Source organism: Pseudomonas sp. NY15364 (assembly GCF_048068235.1).
Taxonomy (GTDB): Bacteria; Pseudomonadota; Gammaproteobacteria; order Pseudomonadales; family Pseudomonadaceae; genus Aquipseudomonas; species Aquipseudomonas mendocina_D.
Genome location: NZ_JBLUPX010000048.1, coordinates 1 through 19119, shown reverse-complemented (window position 1 = coordinate 19119; position 19119 = coordinate 1). Strand labels below are relative to the sequence as shown.

Below are 19119 nucleotides of genomic sequence, written 5' to 3'. Positions count from 1 at the left end.
TCGGTACGCGAGGTCTTTCGCCAGCTTGGCGACTTTGGGGTGATGGTTGGCCATAGAGAGAAGAGAGCACACGACAGACCGGCTGTCATGTGCTCCTGGTGCAGAATAGCGGCTGAAATAAAAGAGCCCCGCCAAGTGCGGGGCTCTTTCTTTGTGTGGTGCTGTATTCACAAGCTTTCGCCGCCCGGATTGCATCCGGGCTACCACGCTGCTGTCGGTGCGCGCAGCGCACCCTACGGTGCTGCGATGGGCGACGGGTAGGATGCGCCGTGCGCACCACTATGCTCCCGATCAGCGCAGCATCTGCTCGACCAGGCGTTTTTCTTCGGAAAGCTCGCGTTGACGGGCATCGATGCGCGAAGCCAGCTGGAAGTTGTTGCTGGCGCGGCGCTTGGCGAAATCCAGCTGTTCGATGGCCTGGTTGTAATCGCCGACCAGGGCGAAGAACTCTGCGCGTGCCTGGTGCAGGCCGATGGTGTTACCGCTCAGGCCACGCACCTCGGCGACCTGGTACCAGACGTCCGGGTCCTTGGCGCGAGTCTTGAGCAGATTGTCCAGCGCACGCTCGGCATCGGGAATGCGCCGCTGCTTGAGCAGCAGGTCGACACGGGCCTGTTGCAACGGGTAATTGCTCGGGTAGAGGGTGAACATGCGCTCCTGACGACGCTCGGCAGCGTCCAGCCGGTTGGCCGCCATATCCAGCTCGATCTGCGCCAGGTTGTAGGTGATGTCGTCCGGGCTCTTGCTTAGCAGCGGCGCCAGGGTCTCAACGGCTTCAGCGAGCTGACCGGTTTTCATCTGCGCCAGGACCAGGCCGTAGCGCGCGGCATCGATGCGCGGGTTCTCGTCGAGCATGGCGCGAAAGCGCTTGGCAGCAACGCCCGGCGTCTCTTCGTAGGTCAGCTGTACGCGGGCGCGCATCAGTTGGTAGCGCAGGCTGTCTTCGCGGCCCGTGGCGGGGTACTGCTCGGCGCGGTTGCGGGTATCGGCGATACGCGATTCCGACACCGGGTGAGTCAGCAGAAATTCCGGCGGCTTGGCGTCGTAACGGTACTGACGCATCAGCCGTTCGAACATCAGCGGCATGGCGCGTGGGTCGTAGCCGGCCTTTTCCAGGTTGACCAGGCCAATGCGGTCGGCCTCCTGTTCGTTCTGCCGGGAGAAGCGCCGTTGTTCCTGAATGGCGGCGGCCTGGGTCGACATGATGGTGGCGATACCCGCATCACCGGCACCTGCCGCAGCGGCGACGATACCGGCAAGCATGGCGGCCATCAGTGGCAACTGCATGCGTTGCTGCGCTTCGACGCCACGAGCGAAGTGGCGCTGCGACAAGTGCGCCAATTCGTGGGCCATGACCGAGGCGTACTCGGCTTCGGTCTGGGCATAGAGGAACAGGCCTCCGTTGACTCCGACGATCCCGCCGGGGGCGGCGAAGGCGTTGAGCTGCGGGCTGTTGAGCAATACGAACTCCAGGCGACGGTCCTGCAGCTGGCTGGTTTCCGACAGGCGATAGACGCTGGACTCGACGAAATCCTTGAGTTGCGGGTCGTCCAGTTGCGAAACCTGACCACGCAGCAGGCCGAGCCAGGCACGGCCGAGCTGGTGTTCTTGCTGGGGCGAGACGATCGAGGAGCTGGCGTCGCCTAGCGACGGCAGATCACTGGCACCCGTATGGGCGGCGAACAGGCAGGCCAGCGTCAGCAGGGTGGGGCGCAGAAAAGTCATGCACTCAGGGCTCTCGGGAAGCAAAGGCGTTACTGTAGCCGGCCAGCTACCGCGCTGGCCAGGGTTGTGGCGGCTTGGGTATCCTAGCCGACCTATCAGGAGTAGACGATGACAGACGTACCGGCCTTCGAGGCCGAACTCGACGCCTGCGGGCTGAACTGCCCGCTGCCTTTGCTCAAAGCCAAGCTCGAGCTCAATCGCCTGGCCAGTGGCGCCGTGCTCAAGGTCAGCGCCACCGATGCCGGCTCGCAGCGCGACTTTCGCGCCTTCGCCAGTCTCGCCGGGCATGCGCTGCTGCATGAAGAGGTCGACGCGGGTATTTATCGTTACTGGTTGCGTAAGGCCTGAGCCACGCCCCGTGATGCAGGCTAAAAAGAGAGCGAACGCGCCTCTTTGGCAGATTAAGGATTGTTGATGGTCAAGGTTATTCGCGACTGGCTGCACCGCTACTTCTCCGATGAACAGGCTGTGGTGCTGGCCGTGTTGCTGGTGCTGGGTTTTGCGGTGGTGCTGACACTGGGCGGGATGCTCGCGCCGGTGCTGACCGGCCTGGTGCTGGCTTTTCTCATGCAGGGGCTGGTCAATGGCCTGGAGCGTCTCAAGGTGCCGCAGGTGATGGCAGTCTGGCTGGTGTTCGCCTTGTTCTTGGGTGGCCTGGCGGTATTTATGCTGGTGTTGATGCCGCTGCTCTGGCAGCAACTGAGCACCCTGTTCAACGAGCTGCCGCGCATGGCCGCTGAATGGCAGTCGGTATTTCTGCTGCTGCCGGAGCGCTACCCGAACCTGATCACCGATGCGCAGATCGTGCAGCTGATCGACAGCATGCGCGGCGAAGCTGGCAAATTCGGCCAGTGGGCGCTGTCATTTTCCCTGTCCAGCCTGCCGATGCTGGTCAGCGTGATGATCTATCTGGTGCTGGTGCCGATCCTGGTGTTCTTCTTCCTCAAGGACCGCGAGCAGATCAGCCAGTGGTTCCGCAGCTACCTGCCACGCGAGCGTGCACTGATCACTCAGGTGGCGCAGGAGATGAACCAGCAGATCGCCAATTACATCCGTGGCAAGTTCATCGAGATCATCATTTGCGGGGTGGTCACCTACATCGCCTTCGCTTACATGGGCCTCAACTATGCGGCGCTGCTGGCTTTGCTGGTTGGCCTGTCGGTGGTGGTGCCTTATATCGGTGCGGTGGTGGTGACCGTGCCGGTGGCGTTGATCGGTCTGTTCCAGTGGGGCTGGAGCGATCAGTTCCTCTACCTGATGGTGGTGTACGGCATCATCCAGGCGCTCGACGGCAACGTCTTGGTGCCGCTGCTGTTCTCCGAGGCGGTCAACCTGCATCCGGTGGCGATCATCTGCGCGGTGCTGCTGTTTGGCGGGCTGTGGGGCTTCTGGGGCGTATTCTTCGCCATTCCGCTGGCCACGCTGTTCAAGGCGGTGATCAACGCCTGGCCGCGTACCGAGCCGGTGTCCGCCGAATAAGGCGTCGATGGCAAAGGCCAGGCTTGGGTTCCGGCGCGGCTTTTCGTAGGAGCCCCGCCCCGGGGAGAAGCTTTCAATGGCGCGCCGCCCATGTTCGCGGCGGGGCGCCGCTCCTACAAATGCGACGCGGAGCTGCTTGACTGAGCAGCGGGTTATGCGCCGCTCAAACCAGGCTACCTCCCAACAAAAACGCCGCGACGGCCATTGGCCGTCGCGGTGTTTCATTTGCAGGGCAGGGGGTCAGCCTTTGTTCAGCGCTTCGGCGGCTGCCAGCACCTTGTCGACATGGCCGGCGACCTTTAGGTTGCGCCACTCTTCACGCAGCACGCCGTCCTTGTCGATCAGGAAGGTGCTACGCACGATACCCATGTATTCCTTGCCGTAGTTCTTCTTCAGCTGGTACACGCCGAACTGGTCGCACAGCTGATGTTCTTCGTCGCTGATCAGCTCGAAAGGGAACGCCTGCTTGCTCTTGAAGCTTTCGTGCTTCTTCAGGCTGTCCATCGACACGCCGAAGATCAGCGTGTTGGCCGCCTTGAACTGCTCGAAGCGAGCACTGAAGTCCATCCCTTCGGTGGTGCAGCCCGGGGTCGCGTCCTTCGGGTAGAAATACAGCACGACCTGCTGGCCCTTGAGGGCGGACAGCTTTACCTGCTGGCCACTGGTGGCCTCGGCCTGGAAGTCGGCAACGGCTTTGTCGAGTTCTACGGGCATGGAAACTCCTTGCATGCTGCTATCAGGGATTCTGTGGGCGCCAAGGTTCGATCAGCGCATCCAGATTCAGCGCATCGGCGAAATCCAGGAACTGATCGCGCAGCCAGCTGATCTGCGTGCCGGCCGGCAGTGTCACGGTCAGGGTGGCGTTGAGCATGGTGCCGCCGGTCTGCGGTGCCTGGTAGGTGTCGCAGGTCAGGGCTTCCAGCTCGACGCGGTGGTCGATGAAGAACTGGCACAGCTCGTTGAGAATGTCCGGGCGGTACACGGCGCTGACATAGGCCACATAAGGCAGCGCCTGCGGGCGCACCTCGGCGGCGGCGCTGCGCGCCAGGTCCACGCTGAAATCATGCTTCTTGGCCAGCAGCGGCAGGCTCGACTCCAGGCGCGCCAGGGCATCCCAGCTACCGGACACCTGCAGCACCAGGGCGCTGAATTCACCGTGACGGCTCAGGCGAGTGCTGATAACCGCGCAACGGTTCTCATGGCTGGTGCGGCTGAGCAGATTGGTCAGGGCCATGGCATCGCGGCCGAGAGCGCTGATGACGAGGAATTGTTCGCGAACGGGGGGGGTGGACATGCAGCCTTCCTAAAGCGATGAACGGTCCGCGCGTGAGAAGCCGCAGACCAAAGGCAGCAGGTTAGCGAAAAGCACCGCCGAGGGGAATGGCGAAGCCTTGTGCATCGGACGACGGCCTGCGCCGATAGCCGGTCGCGGAAAAACGCAGGTCATGTGCAAACGACCTGATAAGCCCTTGTCCGTTGCTTGTGCCGGATTGGTGGCACCAGTACCATTACGGCTCAAATTTTCCGGCAGGAGCGGTTGCATGATTGCGGGCAGTATGGTGGCACTGGTCACGCCCATGGATGCGCAGGGTGGTCTGGATTGGGAGGCCCTGAGCAAATTGGTGGATTTCCACCTGCAAGAGGGCACCAATGCCATCGTCGCGGTCGGTACCACCGGTGAGTCCGCCACGCTGGAAGTGCCCGAGCACATCGAAGTGATCAAACGTGTGGTCAAGCAGGTTGCCGGTCGTATCCCGGTAATTGCCGGCACCGGTGGCAACTCCACCCGTGAATCGGTCGAGCTGACCCGTGCCGCTCAGGAAGTCGGCGCCGACGCCGCCCTGCTGGTCACCCCGTACTACAACAAGCCGACCCAGGAAGGCCTGTACCTGCATTTCCGCCACATCGCCGAAGCCGTCTCGATCCCGCAGATTCTCTACAACGTGCCGGGTCGTACCGTGTGCGACATGCTGCCGGAGACTGTCGAGCGCCTGTCGAAGATCGACAACATCATCGGCATCAAGGAAGCCACCGGCGACCTGCAACGCGCCCAGGACGTACTGGATCGCGTCAGCAAGGATTTCCTCGTCTACTCCGGTGACGACGCCACCGCTGTCGAGCTGATGCTGCTGGGTGGCAAGGGCAACATCTCCGTCACCGCCAACGTTGCGCCGCGTGCCATGAGCGACCTGTGCGCCGCCGCCATGCGTGGCGAGGCTGCCATCGCCCGTGCCATCAACGACCGTCTGATGCCGCTGCACAAGGCACTGTTCCTCGAATCCAACCCGATTCCGGTGAAATGGGCGCTGCACGAAATGGGCCTGATGGGCGACGGTATTCGTCTGCCGCTGACCTGGCTCAGCCCGCGCTGTCACGAACCGCTGCGCCAGGCCATGCGCCAGTGCGGTGTATTGGCTTAACTCAAGGATTCTACGCATGAAGCGACTGGCCGGATTTTCCGCCCTTGCTCTGATCGTCTCCAGCACCAGCGGTTGTGGCTGGCTCTGGGGTGAAAATGGCTACTTCCGTGATCGCGGCAGCGACTACCTGGAAGCGCGCCAGACTGCACCGATGCAACTGCCGGCCGATGTCCAGGCCAAGCGCCTCGATCCGCTGCTGCCGGTGCCCGCTCAGATTGCCAGCACCACCGCTACCCCCGCTGAATTCGAAGTGCCGCGCCCGCAAGGCCTGCAGGTACGTGCCGATGAACGTGAATTCACCCTGCAGCGCAGCGGTGAATCGCGTTGGGTCGTGGCCCAGCGCGTGCCGGCCGAAGTCTGGCCGCTGGCGCGTCAGTTCTTCGAAGACAATGGCTTCCGCATCGCCAGCGAGCGCCCGCAGGTCGGTGAGTTCACCACCGCCTGGCAGCGTTTCGATGATCTCTCCGCAGGTATGGCGCGCAGCCTCAGCAGCCGCGTAACCGGCGTTGCAGCGGATGCCGAAACCCGCGTGCGCGTGCGCATCGAGCCAGGCGTACAGCGCAACACCAGTGAAGTCTTCGTCAGCAGCGCCGAGCGTCCTGCCGGCAGCACCGCCGATGTCGATTTCGCCGCCCGTAGCAGCAACGCCAGCAGCCTCGAAGCTGCACTGCTCGACGAAATGCTGGTGAGCATGGCGCGTGGCGTGGAGCAGGGCGGCTCGGTGTCGCTGCTCGCAGCTCGTGACTACGACGCGCCCAGCCGCGTCAGCCTGAATGAAGACGGCAATGGCAACCCGGTGCTCAACCTCGGCGCCGATTTCGACCGCGCCTGGTCCGGCGTCGGCCGTTCGCTGGAGCTCGGCAACGTGCGCGTCGACGACCTCAACCGCAGCCTTGGCCTGTACTACATCAACATGGCCGAAGGCGCTCAGATCAACGAAGAGAAGCCAGGCTTCTTCGGTCGCATGTTCGGCAGCGCGCCGAGCAAGGAAGAGATCGAAGCCCGCGCCGAGCGCTATCAGGTGCGCCTGACCCCGGTTGGCGATGGCGTCCAGGTCACCGTGGAAAAAGACCTCAACACCATTGCCCCGGCCGACGTATCGCGCCGCGTGCTGAGCCTGATCCAGGATAATCTCGGCTGACCGGCGCCAGCAGGCCGTTGAAAAGCGGCCGGCAGCGCGCCCCAGCCGTTAAGCGATGGGCGAAACCCGCAAAGGTTTCGCCTGTTTTGTTTGCCAGAAACGGAAATGCCGACATGAGCACACCCACCACCCTGAGCCTGAAGAAGATCTACTCGGGCAAGGTCCGCGACCTCTACGAAATCGACGACAAGCGCATGCTGATGGTGGCTACTGATCGTCTGTCGGCTTTCGATGTCATCCTCGAGCAGCCGATTCCCGAGAAGGGCAAGATACTCACCGCGATTTCCAACTTCTGGTTCGACAAACTGGCTGATGTGGTGCCTAACCACTTCACTGGCGACAAGGTCGAGGAGGTTGTGTCGGCCGCCGAGCTGCCGCTGGTCGAAGGTCGTGCGGTGGTTGCCAAGCGCCTCAAGCCGGTCGCCGTGGAAGCCATCGTGCGCGGCTACATCGTCGGCTCTGGCTGGAAGGAATACCAGAAGAGCGGCACCGTCTGCGGCATCGCCTTGCCGGCAGGCTTGAAGGAAGCGGCCAAACTGCCGCAACCGATCTTCACCCCCTCGACCAAGGCCGCTGTGGGCGATCATGACGAGAACATCAGCTTCGAGCAGTGCGAAGCCATCATCGGCACCGAACTGGCTGCCCAGGTGCGCGACACCGCGATCAAACTGTACACCACGGCTGTCGAGTACGCCGCTACCCGCGGCATCATCATCGCCGACACCAAGTTCGAATTCGGCCTGGACGAAGACGGCACCCTGACCTTGATGGACGAAGTGCTGACCCCGGACTCCAGCCGCTTCTGGCCGGCCGATAGCTACGCCGAAGGCAGCACCCCGCCAAGCTTCGACAAGCAGTTCGTGCGTGACTGGCTGGAATCCACCGGCTGGAACAAGCAAGCCCCGGCCCCTGCCGTACCGGCAGACGTCGCGCAGAAAACCGCCGACAAGTACCGCGAAGCGCTGACCCGCCTGACCGCTTGAGCCTTGCGAGAGAATGCCGGGCAGCCCCCGGCTTTTTCACAAGCGCCTGATAGAACACGAAAAATTTTCAAAATAAGCTTCGCCAAAGCGCATTCAGCTGTTATGATTCGCGCCGCTTGGGAAGATGCCGGAGTGGTCGAACGGGACGGATTCGAAATCCGTTGTGTCAGCAATGGCACCTAGGGTTCAAATCCCTATCTTCCCGCCATATCCAAGCCAAAGCCCCTGAAGCTCCCAGAGCTTCGGGGGTTTTGGCTTTATACGGCATGCAAGGTGTCGAAGAAGTGTCGAAAGCGGCTGGGGACTGCAGCTAGCTCTGAACCGGTGGCCACATCCTAGCGACGTGCACCAGGGCAAGAATCCAGACCGCATCATGCTCAGCCTGATAGACGAGGCGGTAGTTTTCGTGGGGGATCAGCTCGCGAGTACCGGCGACCAAACCCAACCTGCCCTTGTCGGGAAAGTCAGCCAGCGAGGCTGCAGCAGCGCTGAATAGCTCATCCATATGCACGGCGGCGCGAGGGCTCTCAGTGACGATGTATTCCCAGATATCCAGACGATCCTGCAGGGCCTCAGGTGTCCAAATAACCTGCATCAGTGGCCTAGAGTCTTAGCGCGGCGAGCAGCGAATTCAGCTTCTACATCATCATTGGAGCGGCCACGACCAGCGTCTACCGATGCCCTGGCGGCAGCGAGCTTGCGTTGCACGAACTCATCATGCTCTTTGGCCTGTTGCTGCTGGCGAATGTAGTCGCGCATGAGGTCGCGCATAACCTGGGAGGCCGGCTGGTGTGCGGCTTGAGCGGCTGCCATGAAGTCTTCGCGCAGTTCAGACTCAAGCTTCAGGTTGAAAACGGCTTCTTTGGCCATGGTCGTCACCTATCGGTCGATTCGTAACTACAACGTATATACGTTGTATGCATGCTAAGCAATGCTCGCTGCACTGGAAAGCATGAGTCATCATCTTTGTGTCGAGCTCAGGGCGTTGTGAGTGATAGTTTCAAGCGTCACGATATTTGCCATCACGCGAATATTCTGGGGAAGTTCGAAGTGCCAGAGCTGCCAGGGGAGCACTCCGCTCTGTGAAACACGCCGCGCAATTGAGGCTTGGCACATTGCCACTGCCTGGACTACTCTCCGGTTACCGGGCTAACGAAGTGGCCAACAGGCAGGATGCCGACCCCATACACTTCGTTAGGTCGGTGTTCATTGCTTGCGCTGGCCTATGCGAGGCGAGCGGAAACGACAAAGCCCTCCGAGAGAGGGCTTTGTCGTTTCTGCAAGACGCCTTGCGCGCCTCGCGTCTGTTAAAAGCATCCCTGCTGCCTTTCCATTCCCGCCCTAACCATCGTTGCTGGATAGCCTAGGCAATATCTGGCGTTTTGCCATATTCGCGTGGTGGCATCAGTCGGTGCGTTGCAGATGCGGCTTTTCCTCGGGACGGGCAATGAGATGTTCGGGCAGGTCGAGCAGGTCGGTGTCGTAGGTCTCCAGTGGCGGTGGGCGCCGTTCGAAGCGGGCACCGAGCACCAGCATGCAGGGCGTGAGCAGCAGGGTTAGCACTGTGGCGAAGGCCAGGCCGCCAGCGATGGCGCTGGATAGCTGCGTCCACCACTGTGTCGAGGGGGCGCCGAAGCCGAGGCTCGGGGTGATCAGGTCGACGTTGATGCTGAGCACCATGGGCATCAGGCCGAGGATGGTGGTCACTGCGGTGAGCAGCACTGGGCGCAAGCGCAGGCTGCCGGTTTCCAGTGCCGCCTCCCGCGGTTCCAGGCCCTGGCGACGCAACTGGTTGTAGGTGTCGATCAGGATGATGTTGTTGTTCACCACGATGCCGGCCAGGGCGATCAGGCCCATGCCGACCATGACGATGCCGAACGACTGACCATTGACCAGCAGGCCCATTAGCACGCCAGCAGTGGACAGGACGATGGCCGACAGCACCAGCGCTGCCTGGTAGAGGCTGTTGAACTGTGTCACCAGGATAATCGCCATGAGGAAGATGGCGACGACGAAGGCGGTCATCAGGAAGGTGGCCGCCTCGCGCTGGTCGGCATCCTCGCCGGCGAACGTCACCTTGACCTCGGCCGGTACATCGCCGAGCGCTTCGCGCAACGCCTTGAGGCGTTCGTCCAGGCGCGCACCTTCGGCCAGGTCGGCCTGCAGGGTGATGGTGCGGTCACCATCCACGCGGCGCAGGGTGCCGACCTTGGGCGCAGGCTGCAAGTCGACGAAGTTGCTCAGCGGCACCTGACCGGCAGGCGTGTTGAGGGTCAGGCGTCCGAGCTGATCGAGCGAGCGCCAGTTGCCGGGCAGGCGCACACGGATGTCCACTTCGTCGGTGGCATCTTCGGGGCGGTAGGTCGCCAGTTTCAGGCCGTTGGTGATCATCTGCACCGCGTTGCCGACGCTGAGTACGTCCGCGCCGAAGCGTGCGGCGGCCTCGCGGTCGACCTTGATCCGCCACTCGATGCCGGGCAGGGCGCGGTCGTCCTCGATATCGGCGAAGCCGCCGAGGCGCGTCATTTCCCCGCGGATACGCTCGACCCACTGCTCGCCCAGTGCAGGGTCCAGTGAGCTGATCTGCAATTTGACCGGCTTGCCGTCAGTGGGGCCCTGTTCCTGTTTACGGAACTCCAGCACCACGCCAGGGATACCCGCGGTACGCTGGCTCATTTCGGCGAGGATGTCCTTGGCTGGGCGGCGCTGGTGCCAGTCGACGAACTGAAATTGCAGGGTGCCGATCACGTCGGCGCCGAGCTGGCCCTGCTGGCCTTCCGGCTGGGCCAGCGAGCGCGCATACAGCGCCTTGACCTCACGCATGCCGATCACCTGTTTTTCCACCTGCTGGAGCAGGGCGTCCTTCTCCTGCACCGACAGATCGCCGCGTGCGCGCAGCCAGATCTGCGCGCTTTCCGGCTCGACGTCGGGGAAGAATTCCACGCCATGGTTGAAGCGCCCGTAACCGACGTAGATCAGGGCGATCAGCGCCAGCATGCCGAGCAGGGTCAGCCCCGGGCGCTTGAGCAGCGTCGCCAGCAGATTGCGGTAGGCGTTGCCGGCGCGATTGGTGCTGGGGGCTTGCGGGCGTGCCTGGCCGCCAGTGACGGCGCCGAGCACCGGCAGAAATACCAGGGCCATGGCCAGCGAGGCCAACAGGCAGAGAATCACGGTTGCCGGTAGGTACTTCATGAACTGGCCGACCACGCCGGGCCAGAACAGCAGCGGCAGGAACACCACCAGGGTGGTGGCAGTGGAGGCGATTACCGGCCAGGCCATCCGTGTCGCGGCATTGGCCCAGGCCTGGCGCGGCGTCTGGCCTTGCTGCAGGTAGCGGTCGGCCAGCTCGGAAACGACGATGGCCCCATCCACCAGCATGCCAGCCACCAGAATCAGGCTGAACAGTACGACGATATTGAGGGTGAAACCGAGCATCCAGATCAGCAGGATGCCGCTGAGGAAGGCGCCGGGAATGGTCAGGCCGACCAGCAGCGCCGACCGCATGCCCATGCTCGCCACCACCAGGATCAGTACCAGGACGATGGCGGTGAGCACGTTGTTGAGGAGGTCGCCGAGCATGTTCTGCACTTCCTGCGACTGATCCATGATGTAGCTGACTTCCACGCCTGGCGGCAGCAGGGGCTTGGCCTGCTCCATCAGTGCCTTGACCTGATCGATGGTCTCGATGATGTTGGCGCCGCTGCGCTTGGCCACTTCCAGCACGATGGCGGGCTGGCCGTTGATGCGGGCGAAGCCGGTCGGGTCCTTGAAGGTGCGGCGGATGGTGGCGACGTCGGCGAAGGTGACCACGCTGTCGCCGACCACCTTGATCGGCATGCGCATCACGTCTTCGAGGTCTTCGATGACGCCAGGCACTTTCATGCTCATGCGGCCGGCGCCGGTGTCCAGGCTGCCGGCAGCGACCAGGCGGTTGTTGCGGCTGACCAGATTGAACAGTTCGTTGTAGTCGATGCCGTAGCTGTCGAGCACTTGCGGGTCGACGACGATTTCCAGCAGGTCTTCACGGTCACCGCCAATGGTCACCGAGAGCACCTCGGCGATGCCTTCCACGTTCTCCTTCAGGCGCCGGGCGATATACACCAGCTCGGTTTCGGCGATGGGGCCGGACAGGCCCACCGACAGCACCGGGAACAGCGCCACATTGACTTCGGTAACGGTCGGCTCGTCGGCCTCTTCAGGCAGCTTGCTGCGCGCGGTATCGACCTTCTCGCGCACGTCGGCCAGCGCTACCTTGGCATCGAAGCCGGCGTCGAACTCCAGCGTTACCGAGGCGTGGCCTTCGCTGGAGACCGAGCGCATTTCCTTGACGCCCTCGAGGCTGCGCAGCTCCTGCTCCAACGGGCGTACCAACAGGCGTTCGCCGTCTTCCGGGCTGATGCCTTCGAGGGTCACTGACACGTAGATGATGGGGATGACCACGTCCGGGTTGGATTCCTTGGGCATGGCGATGTAGGCCACCAGCCCGCCGCAGAGCAGGAACAGCAGGATCAGGATGGTGGTGCGACTACGGTCGAGTGCGGCGGCGATCAGTGCGTGCATCTCAACTGCCCTCGGCCGCAAGTTGCGTGCGTACCTGCTGGCCGGGTTGGACGAAGCCCTGGCCGAGGGTGATCAGCGCCACCTTTGGCGGCAGACCGCTGACCCAGGCGCCCTGGTTGTCGACGCTGATCAGTTGCACTGGCGTGAACTCGACGCGCTGCGCGTCGTTGACCCACTTGACGCCGTGGCGGCCGCTTTCATCCAGGCTGAGCAGGGCAGGGGACAGGCGATGAGCCATGGCCTCGCCAGTCTGGATGTGCAGGGTGGCGCTGGCACCGGCCAGACGCAGGCCTTCCGGGTTGTCCACCTTGACCTCGATGCGGAAGCTGCGTGAGCCCGGGTCGGCAGCCGCGGCGATAAAGTGCAGCTCACCTTGCAGCGTACGGCCATCAAGAAGTTCAACTTTTACCGGCTGGCCCAGTTCGAGCTGGGTGACCTGCTGCTGGGCGATCTGTGCGCTGACCTTGAGGCGGTCGATATCCACCAGGGTCAGCAGGCTCTGCCCGGGCTGGACGAAATCGCCCAGTTCGACCATGCGTTGGTCATAGATGCCGGCAAATGGCGCCCTGATCTTGGTGTTGCGTTGCTGCAGGCGGGCGCTGTCGAGCTCGGCACGGGCCTTGGCCAGTTCGCTTTCCAGGCGCATCAGCTCGTTGGCCGACACCAGGCTGCGCTCGCGCAGGCGCTTGGCGGCGGTGACGTCGCTCTGACGTTGGCGCACATCGGCCTCGCTGCGCGCGACCTGGGTCGGACGGTCGTCTGGTGAAATGCTTAGCAGCAGTTGATCGGCAGCGACGCGGTTGCCTTTGTCCTGATCAAGGTTCTGCACGCTGCCGCTGACCTGGGCGCGGAGTTCTACCCGGCGCCAGGCTTCGATCTGCCCCTGCACCACATGCTGGCGCTGCATGGGTTGGGCTTCCAGCCATTGAATTTCGACGCGCGCCAGATCGTTGGTGATGACGGGTTGGTCGGGCTCGACATCGTCACGAGCGACGAAACGATCGCCGCTGAACAGCCAGGCCAACAGCAGGACTGCAATGACGACGGCAATGATCCAGGGACGCTTGCTGAGTTGGGCGAACATGTGGGTTTACTCGCTGAGTGCAGGCGCTGCGTGCAGCGCGGCGGCCTGGCCTTGCAGGCCGGCAATGATGAAATCGGTGACGCGCTGGAAATAGGCGTCCAGCTCGATGGGTTCGGCCCAATGGGCGAAGCCGCCGGAGGCGATGCGGGCCATCACGCCATTGACGCAAGCCTCTACGCCCCACAGCAGGCGTTGGCAATCAGTGGGGGAGAGTTGCAGTTCGCTGAAGCTGCCTTGCAGCAGTTGGTTGAACAGCGCCATGTACTGACCTTCCAGCTCGAGGAACTGTTCACGGTAGGGCGCGTCCAGGCGCTCCTGGAAGGCTGGGCGGTCGCACAGCAGGCAGAGTTGGGCTTGCAGTGGGTCGGCCAGCAGTTGTTCGAAGGCGCGACGAATCACATGGCGCATGGCTTCGCGAGGCGGAGCCTGGTTTGCGGTCTCACGCAGTTCGCTCAGATGCTGGCGCGAGCAGTCCAGCACCAGACGCGCATAGAGCGCCTCCTTGCTGGAAAAGTGCTTGTACACCGTGCCCTTGCCGATGCCGGCGTGACGCGCCACTTCGGCAATGGTGACGCGATCCCAGGATTGCTCCTGAAACAGCTGGCGAGCGGATTGCAGCAGGGCGTTTTCCCGTTGCTGGAAGAGTTGATCCTGGTAGCGCATGGGCTTTCCGCGAAGAGTTGTGACCGGTGGTCATGCTATGACTGTTGGTCACGATGCGGCAAGACGGGAGTTGTAACAAGGCAATTGGCGGGTAGCCGTTCACTGCCTCATTCACCGCAAGGCGGGGCTCCTACAGGGATACGTGTAGGAGCCCCGCTCCGGGGCGAGGCTTCTAACCCTCCCTACGACATTCGCTCGATCCTTGTCCCATCAAGCGACGCTCAACGCGCCACGCTGACGCCTTCGAGGCTGGCGAAGGAGGTGTCCTTGGCGGTGAGCAGGAAGTCGCGCATGAACGGTGCGTCGAGCATGTCGGTGCGTATCGCCGCGTAGAGCGTGGCGAACAGGCCCTTTTCTCCGAGGCGCTTGGCACTGACGTAGCCGCGCGAGCTGTACTCGTGCAGCGCCCAGTTGGGCAGCCCGCATACGCCACGACCGCTGGCCACCAGCTGCATCATCATCACCGTCAGTTCGGAGGTGCGCACCTGCGCCGGCTCGATATCGTTGGGCTCGAGAAAGCGCGTGAAGATGTCCAGGCGATCGCGCTCTACCGGGTAGGTGATCAGGGTTTCCGTGGCCAGGTCCTGGGGCTGGATAAAGGCCTTGTGTGCCAGGCGATGCTGATTGGCGACAGCCAGCATCGCCTCATAGGTGAACAGTGGTACGTAGGTGATGCCAGCCAGCTCGATGGGATCTGAGGTCACCACCAGGTCCAGGTCGCCACGGGCCAGTGCCGGCAGTGGGGCGAAGGAGAAGCCCGAGGCCAGGTCCAGTTCCACTTCCGGCCAGGCATCGCGGAACTGGTCGATGGTCGGCATCAGCCACTGAAAGCAGCTGTGGCACTCGATGGCCATGTGCAAGCGGCCAGCGGTGCCGCCCGCCAGGCGCGCCAGGTCACGTTCGGCGCCGCGCAGCAGGGGCAGGGTGGCGTCGGCCAGTTGCAGCAGGCGCAGGCCGGCGCTGGTGAAGCGCACGGGCTTGGTCTTGCGCACGAACAGCTGCAAGCCGAGGCGCTCTTCCAGTTCCTTGAACTGGTGCGACAACGCCGACTGGGTCAGGTGCAGGCGCTCGGCGGCTTCCACCAGGCTGTCGGTCTCGCGCAGGGCGTGCAGGGTTTTCAGGTGGCGTAGCTCGAGCATGGCGGTTCTCTAAAAGGTTTCACTCATCCAGTGGCGTGTCTGGATGAAAATGGTTCATACAGACTACATGAGTAAATCTTTAGATCAAGACGAAAATCTTGAGTTTGTCTCACTCTGTGTCGATGCCGAGAATGGCGCCATCTCGATTGATTCTGGAGTTTCACGACATGGCCCTGTCCCATTCACTCGGTTTCCCGCGCATCGGCCGCGACCGCGAACTGAAGAAAGCCCTCGAAGCCCACTGGCAAGGTGAGCTGGACGAAGCCGGCTTGCGCGCCGTCGGCCAGCGTCTGCGCGCCGAGCACTGGCAATTGCAGAGGGATGCCGGTATCGACCTGCTGCCGGTGGGTGACTTCGCCTGGTACGACCAGGTGCTCAGTCATTCCCTGGCCTTTGGCGTCATCCCCGAGCGTTTCCGTCCGGCTACCGGCAAGCCTACGCTGGACACTCTGTTCGCCATGGCGCGTGGGGCCGTTGCAAACAAGAGCAGCGGTACTTGCTGCGGCGGTGCTCATGCTCAAGAGATGACCAAGTGGTTCGATACCAACTACCACTACCTGGTGCCGGAGTTCAGCGCGGGTCAGCAGTTCGCCCTGAGCTGGGAGCAACTGTTCGAGGAGGTGGCTGAGGCGCATGCCCTCGGGCACAAGGTCAAACCGGTGCTGATCGGCCCGCTGACCTACTTGTGGCTGGGCAAGGTCAAGGGGGGCGACTTCGACAAGCTGGAACTGCTCGAAAGCCTGTTGCCGGTCTATGGCGAGATCTTCCAGCGTCTGGCCGCGCAGGGCGTGGAATGGGTGCAGATCGACGAGCCGATCCTGGTGCTGGATTTGCCGCAAGAGTGGAAGAACGCTTTCGAGCGCGCCTACAACCTGATCCAACGCGAGCCGTGCAAGAAGTTGATCGCCACTTACTTTGGCGGCCTGGAAGACAACCTCGGTCTAGCCGCCAACCTGCCTGTAGATGGCCTGCATATCGACCTGGTACGTGCGTCGGAGCAGTACCCGACCATTCTCGACCGTCTGCCGGCTTATAAAGTGTTGTCGCTGGGCATGGTCAACGGGCGCAACGTCTGGCGCTGCGATCTGGAGAAAGCCCTTGAGGTGCTGCGCCACGCTCACGAACGCCTGGGCGACCGGCTGTGGGTCGCGCCGTCCTGCTCGCTACTGCACAGCCCGGTGGACCTGACGCGCGAAGACCAGCTCGATGCCGAGCTGAAAGGCTGGCTGGCTTTTGCCGTGCAGAAATGTCAGGAGGTCGCATTGCTCGGTAAGGCCCTGGAGGTGCCGGAAGACGCTTCTGTGCAAGCCGCCTTGCAAGCGAGCCGCTCAGTACAGGCTGCTCGTGCAGCTTCAAAACGTATTCACAAGCCTGAGGTACAGGCGCGCCTGGCGGCGATTCGTCCGCGCCATGCCCAGCGCCAGTCGGCGTTCGCCGAGCGCATCGAGCAACAGCGTGAGTGCCTGCAACTGCCATTGCTGCCGACCACGACTATTGGCTCGTTCCCGCAGACCTCGGCGATCCGCCTGGCGCGGCAGTCGTTCAAACAGGGCAAGCTCAGTGCGGCCGAGTACACCGAGGCCATGCACAGCGAAATTCGCCATGCGGTGCAGGTGCAGGAGCGCCTGGGGCTGGACGTGCTGGTGCATGGTGAGGCCGAGCGCAACGATATGGTCGAGTACTTTGCCGAACAACTCGATGGCTATGCCTTCACCCGCTTCGGCTGGGTGCAGAGTTACGGCTCACGCTGCGTCAAACCGGCGGTGATCGTTGGCGACCTGAGCCGAACCAAGGCCATGACGGTGGAATGGATCAAGTACGCCCAGGGTCTGACCGACAAGGTGATGAAGGGCATGCTGACCGGCCCGGTGACCATGCTGATGTGGTCGTTCCCGCGCGAGGACGTGTCACGTGAAGTGCAGGCTCGGCAACTGGCGCTGGCGATTCGTGACGAGGTGGTGGACCTGGAAGCGGTGGGCATCAAGATCATCCAGATCGACGAGGCGGCGTTCCGTGAAGGGCTACCACTGCGTAAATCCGCTTGGCAGCACTACCTGGACTGGGCCAGCGAAGCTTTCCGTCTGACTGCCAGCGGCGTGCGTGACGAAACCCAGATCCACACCCACATGTGCTACAGCGAGTTCAATGACGTGATCGAGTCCATCGCGGCGATGGATGCCGACGTGATCACTATCGAGACCTCGCGCTCGGACATGGAGCTGCTGGCAGCGTTCGAGAAGTTCGCTTACCCGAACGACATCGGCCCCGGCGTTTATGACATCCACTCGCCACGTGTGCCGGACAGTGCCGAGATGGCCGGGCTGTTGCGCAAGGCGGCGCGGCGTATCCCGCTCGAGCGCCTGTGGGTCAACCCCGATTGTGGCCTGAAAACCCGCGCCTGGCCGGAAACCGAGGCGGCGTTGGTGAACATGGTGGCCGCCGCCAGGCAGTTGCGTGTCGAGCTGGCCTGATTGCCCGGCAGTGGTCGCGGCTGAAGCCCCTCCTACGGATAGGTAGGAGGGGCGTTCGCGACGCTCTGGATCGCACTTCAGGTCACCGTCTGGGCAACCGTTCGTCCTCCTTCATCAAACTGTCACGCTTGTGTGGCAGCGCCGTCGAACGACTTTCATCAGACTCGCGCTTCAGTGGGGTTCTGCGTTTCTGGTGTTTTCATGCGTGCATTCATTTTCCTGGCCGCGTTGCTTTGCGGCTTGCCGTCTCTTGCGGCCAATCGTTGCGACCTGTCCGAGCCGACCCGTTATGCGGATGTCGGTGAGGTGCGTCTGGCTTATCAAAGTATCGGCAGCGAGCGCGACCCGGCGCTGCTGCTGGTGATGGGGCTGGGTGGGCAGTTGATCCACTGGCCTGACGAGGTGGTCGAGCGTCTCTGTCAGCAGGGATTTCGCGTCGTGCGCTTCGATAATCGCGATGTCGGGCTGAGCACCTGGCGGCGGCCGGCGCCGAGCATCAACCTGCCGTACGAGGTATTGCGCTATCGCCTGGGGCTGTCGCTCGGTGCGCCTTATCACCTGCGTGACATGGCCGGCGATGCCCTGAGCTTGATGGATCAACTCGATGTCGAGCGCTTCCATGTTCTGGGCGCAAGCATGGGTGGCATGATCGCGCAGCATCTGGCCGATCTGGCGTCGCAGCGCGTTCTCAGCCTTACGCTGGTGATGACCAGTTCGGGCGCGCAAGGATTGCCCGCGCCCAGCGATGCGTTGGTGGCGTTGCTGGCAAGGCGTGAGGCCGGTAGTCGCGAGGCTGCACTGCAACAGCAGGCGGACTTGCTGGCGGCCCTCGGTAGCCCGACTGTGCATGATGATCGTGCCTTGCTCTTGCATCAGGCTGAACAGGCCTATGACCGCGCTTTCAATCCCGAAGGCGTGCAGCGTCAGCTGCTGGCGATTCTTGCCGAGTCGAGCCGCGTCGAGTTGCTCAATCGCCTGAACGTGCCGACGCTGGTGGTGCACGGCACGGCCGACCCGCTATTGCCGGTAATGCATGGGGTACACGTGGCTGCGCATATCAAGGGCTCCGAACTCAAGTTGATTCCGGGCCTGGCGCATCGCTTTCAGGATGCCTTCAAGGAGCCTCTGCTGGCCGCAGTGTTGCCGCATCTCGCGGCGCATCGGGGGGATATGGGCTTGGCGCGTCTGTAGGTGGGAGCGCTCAAAGCTCCTGATTGTGCTTGATCGCTTCGCGGCGCTGCAGGTTGTCGATGTGCTCGCTGCTATGGCGTAGCAGCTTGTCGGCCATGACCATGCGCTCGATGTAACGCACGATGCTCTGCTCGGCGTCGTGGCGGGAGAGACCCCCGGTGTCAGGATAGTTGTCGCCTGATCGGATTCACCCAAACTGAACCCCGGGGGCGGAAAGAGCCATGCAATGCCGCGTTACTCTGCTGAACGAAAAGCTGCCCTGC

Annotated in this window: 16 protein-coding genes and 1 tRNA gene; 8 read left to right on the top strand and 9 right to left on the bottom strand. The window is 62.7% G+C overall.

The window, feature by feature from the left end; genetic code table 11:
• Positions 1-291: 291 nt before the first annotated feature.
• The gene (locus ACNFCJ_RS22880; protein WP_416773744.1) at positions 292-1725 is read right to left on the bottom strand and encodes a M48 family metalloprotease; all 1434 of its coding nucleotides are present in this window, start codon (positions 1723-1725) and stop codon (positions 292-294) included.
• A gap of 108 nt (positions 1726-1833) precedes the next feature.
• On the opposite strand from ACNFCJ_RS22880, the gene ACNFCJ_RS22875 reads away from it, so the two are divergent.
• Entirely contained in the window at positions 1834-2073 is a 240-nt protein-coding gene (locus ACNFCJ_RS22875; protein WP_416773743.1) for a sulfurtransferase TusA family protein, read from the top strand.
• Positions 2074-2139: 66 nt separating this feature from the next.
• Positions 2140-3204: an AI-2E family transporter gene (locus ACNFCJ_RS22870; RefSeq protein ID WP_416773742.1), complete on the top strand. Its 1065-nt coding sequence runs from the start codon at positions 2140-2142 to the stop codon at positions 3202-3204.
• A gap of 240 nt (positions 3205-3444) precedes the next feature.
• On the opposite strand, the gene ACNFCJ_RS22865 is transcribed toward ACNFCJ_RS22870, so the two are convergent.
• Entirely contained in the window at positions 3445-3918 is a 474-nt protein-coding gene (locus ACNFCJ_RS22865) for a peroxiredoxin (RefSeq protein ID WP_416773741.1), read from the bottom strand.
• 22 nt (positions 3919-3940) lie between these two features.
• Entirely contained in the window at positions 3941-4498 is a 558-nt protein-coding gene (locus ACNFCJ_RS22860) for a glycine cleavage system protein R (protein WP_072425349.1), read from the bottom strand.
• Between the two features lie 247 nt (positions 4499-4745).
• On the opposite strand from ACNFCJ_RS22860, the gene dapA reads away from it, so the two are divergent.
• The 4 genes from dapA to ACNFCJ_RS22840 all read left to right on the top strand — a co-directional run bounded on the left by dapA (position 4746) and on the right by ACNFCJ_RS22840 (position 7956).
• Positions 4746-5624 (top strand): 4-hydroxy-tetrahydrodipicolinate synthase, encoded by an 879-nt coding sequence (gene dapA, locus ACNFCJ_RS22855; RefSeq protein WP_003460631.1) that lies wholly within the window; start codon positions 4746-4748, stop codon positions 5622-5624.
• A gap of 16 nt (positions 5625-5640) precedes the next feature.
• The gene (gene bamC / locus ACNFCJ_RS22850) at positions 5641-6765 is read left to right on the top strand and encodes an outer membrane protein assembly factor BamC (RefSeq protein WP_416773740.1); all 1125 of its coding nucleotides are present in this window, start codon (positions 5641-5643) and stop codon (positions 6763-6765) included.
• Positions 6766-6878: 113 nt separating this feature from the next.
• Entirely contained in the window at positions 6879-7748 is an 870-nt protein-coding gene (locus ACNFCJ_RS22845) for a phosphoribosylaminoimidazolesuccinocarboxamide synthase (protein ID WP_416773739.1), read from the top strand.
• A gap of 118 nt (positions 7749-7866) precedes the next feature.
• A tRNA-Ser gene (locus tag ACNFCJ_RS22840) sits at positions 7867-7956 on the top strand.
• A 102-nt stretch (positions 7957-8058) separates the two neighbouring features.
• Here ACNFCJ_RS22840 and ACNFCJ_RS22835 read toward each other — a convergent pair.
• From ACNFCJ_RS22835 to metR, 6 genes are all read right to left on the bottom strand, one after another.
• A complete protein-coding gene (locus ACNFCJ_RS22835; RefSeq protein WP_416773738.1) occupies positions 8059-8343 on the bottom strand; it encodes a type II toxin-antitoxin system RelE/ParE family toxin in 285 nt (94 codons plus the stop codon).
• The gene (locus ACNFCJ_RS22830; RefSeq protein ID WP_416773737.1) at positions 8343-8618 is read right to left on the bottom strand and encodes an antitoxin of toxin-antitoxin stability system; all 276 of its coding nucleotides are present in this window, start codon (positions 8616-8618) and stop codon (positions 8343-8345) included. The genes ACNFCJ_RS22835 and ACNFCJ_RS22830 overlap by 1 nt, the downstream gene beginning before the upstream one ends.
• A gap of 534 nt (positions 8619-9152) precedes the next feature.
• Positions 9153-12308, bottom strand: a complete 3156-nt coding sequence (locus ACNFCJ_RS22825; RefSeq protein WP_416773736.1) for an efflux RND transporter permease subunit — start codon at positions 12306-12308, stop codon at positions 9153-9155.
• A 1-nt stretch (position 12309) separates the two neighbouring features.
• Entirely contained in the window at positions 12310-13392 is a 1083-nt protein-coding gene (locus ACNFCJ_RS22820; protein ID WP_416773735.1) for an efflux RND transporter periplasmic adaptor subunit, read from the bottom strand.
• 6 nt (positions 13393-13398) lie between these two features.
• Positions 13399-14055 carry a TetR/AcrR family transcriptional regulator gene (locus tag ACNFCJ_RS22815; protein WP_017679104.1) on the bottom strand — a complete coding sequence of 219 codons (657 nt, stop codon included), beginning with the start codon at positions 14053-14055 and terminating at the stop codon, positions 13399-13401.
• A 221-nt stretch (positions 14056-14276) separates the two neighbouring features.
• On the bottom strand, positions 14277-15194 hold the full coding sequence (metR, locus tag ACNFCJ_RS22810) for a transcriptional regulator MetR (protein WP_045735252.1): 918 nt from the start codon (positions 15192-15194) through the stop codon (positions 14277-14279).
• A 167-nt stretch (positions 15195-15361) separates the two neighbouring features.
• Here metR and metE point away from each other — a divergent pair, with 167 nt between their 5' ends.
• Positions 15362-17665 carry a 5-methyltetrahydropteroyltriglutamate--homocysteine S-methyltransferase gene (gene metE / locus ACNFCJ_RS22805; RefSeq protein WP_416773734.1) on the top strand — a complete coding sequence of 768 codons (2304 nt, stop codon included), beginning with the start codon at positions 15362-15364 and terminating at the stop codon, positions 17663-17665.
• A gap of 201 nt (positions 17666-17866) precedes the next feature.
• Positions 17867-18856: an alpha/beta fold hydrolase gene (locus tag ACNFCJ_RS22800; RefSeq protein ID WP_416773733.1), complete on the top strand. Its 990-nt coding sequence runs from the start codon at positions 17867-17869 to the stop codon at positions 18854-18856.
• Positions 18857-19119: the final 263 nt, after the last annotated feature.

Bases quoted from the DNA above. Each gene is read 5' to 3' on its own strand.
- ACNFCJ_RS22860 (WP_072425349.1), bottom strand. From the start codon at position 4,498: ATGTCCACCCCCCCCGTTCGCGAACAATTCCTCGTCATCAGCGCTCTC.
- ACNFCJ_RS22875 (WP_416773743.1), top strand. From the start codon at position 1,834: ATGACAGACGTACCGGCCTTCGAGGCCGAACTCGACGCCTGCGGGCTG.
- metR (WP_045735252.1), bottom strand. From the start codon at position 15,194: ATGCTCGAGCTACGCCACCTGAAAACCCTGCACGCCCTGCGCGAGACC.
- ACNFCJ_RS22820 (WP_416773735.1), bottom strand. From the start codon at position 13,392: ATGTTCGCCCAACTCAGCAAGCGTCCCTGGATCATTGCCGTCGTCATT.
- ACNFCJ_RS22800 (WP_416773733.1), top strand. From the start codon at position 17,867: ATGCGTGCATTCATTTTCCTGGCCGCGTTGCTTTGCGGCTTGCCGTCT.
- ACNFCJ_RS22870 (WP_416773742.1), top strand. From the start codon at position 2,140: ATGGTCAAGGTTATTCGCGACTGGCTGCACCGCTACTTCTCCGATGAA.
- ACNFCJ_RS22880 (WP_416773744.1), bottom strand. From the start codon at position 1,725: ATGACTTTTCTGCGCCCCACCCTGCTGACGCTGGCCTGCCTGTTCGCC.
- ACNFCJ_RS22845 (WP_416773739.1), top strand. From the start codon at position 6,879: ATGAGCACACCCACCACCCTGAGCCTGAAGAAGATCTACTCGGGCAAG.
- ACNFCJ_RS22815 (WP_017679104.1), bottom strand. From the start codon at position 14,055: ATGCGCTACCAGGATCAACTCTTCCAGCAACGGGAAAACGCCCTGCTG.
- ACNFCJ_RS22865 (WP_416773741.1), bottom strand. From the start codon at position 3,918: ATGCCCGTAGAACTCGACAAAGCCGTTGCCGACTTCCAGGCCGAGGCC.
- bamC (WP_416773740.1), top strand. From the start codon at position 5,641: ATGAAGCGACTGGCCGGATTTTCCGCCCTTGCTCTGATCGTCTCCAGC.
- ACNFCJ_RS22825 (WP_416773736.1), bottom strand. From the start codon at position 12,308: ATGCACGCACTGATCGCCGCCGCACTCGACCGTAGTCGCACCACCATC.
- ACNFCJ_RS22830 (WP_416773737.1), bottom strand. From the start codon at position 8,618: ATGGCCAAAGAAGCCGTTTTCAACCTGAAGCTTGAGTCTGAACTGCGC.
- metE (WP_416773734.1), top strand. From the start codon at position 15,362: ATGGCCCTGTCCCATTCACTCGGTTTCCCGCGCATCGGCCGCGACCGC.
- ACNFCJ_RS22835 (WP_416773738.1), bottom strand. From the start codon at position 8,343: ATGCAGGTTATTTGGACACCTGAGGCCCTGCAGGATCGTCTGGATATC.
- dapA (WP_003460631.1), top strand. From the start codon at position 4,746: ATGATTGCGGGCAGTATGGTGGCACTGGTCACGCCCATGGATGCGCAG.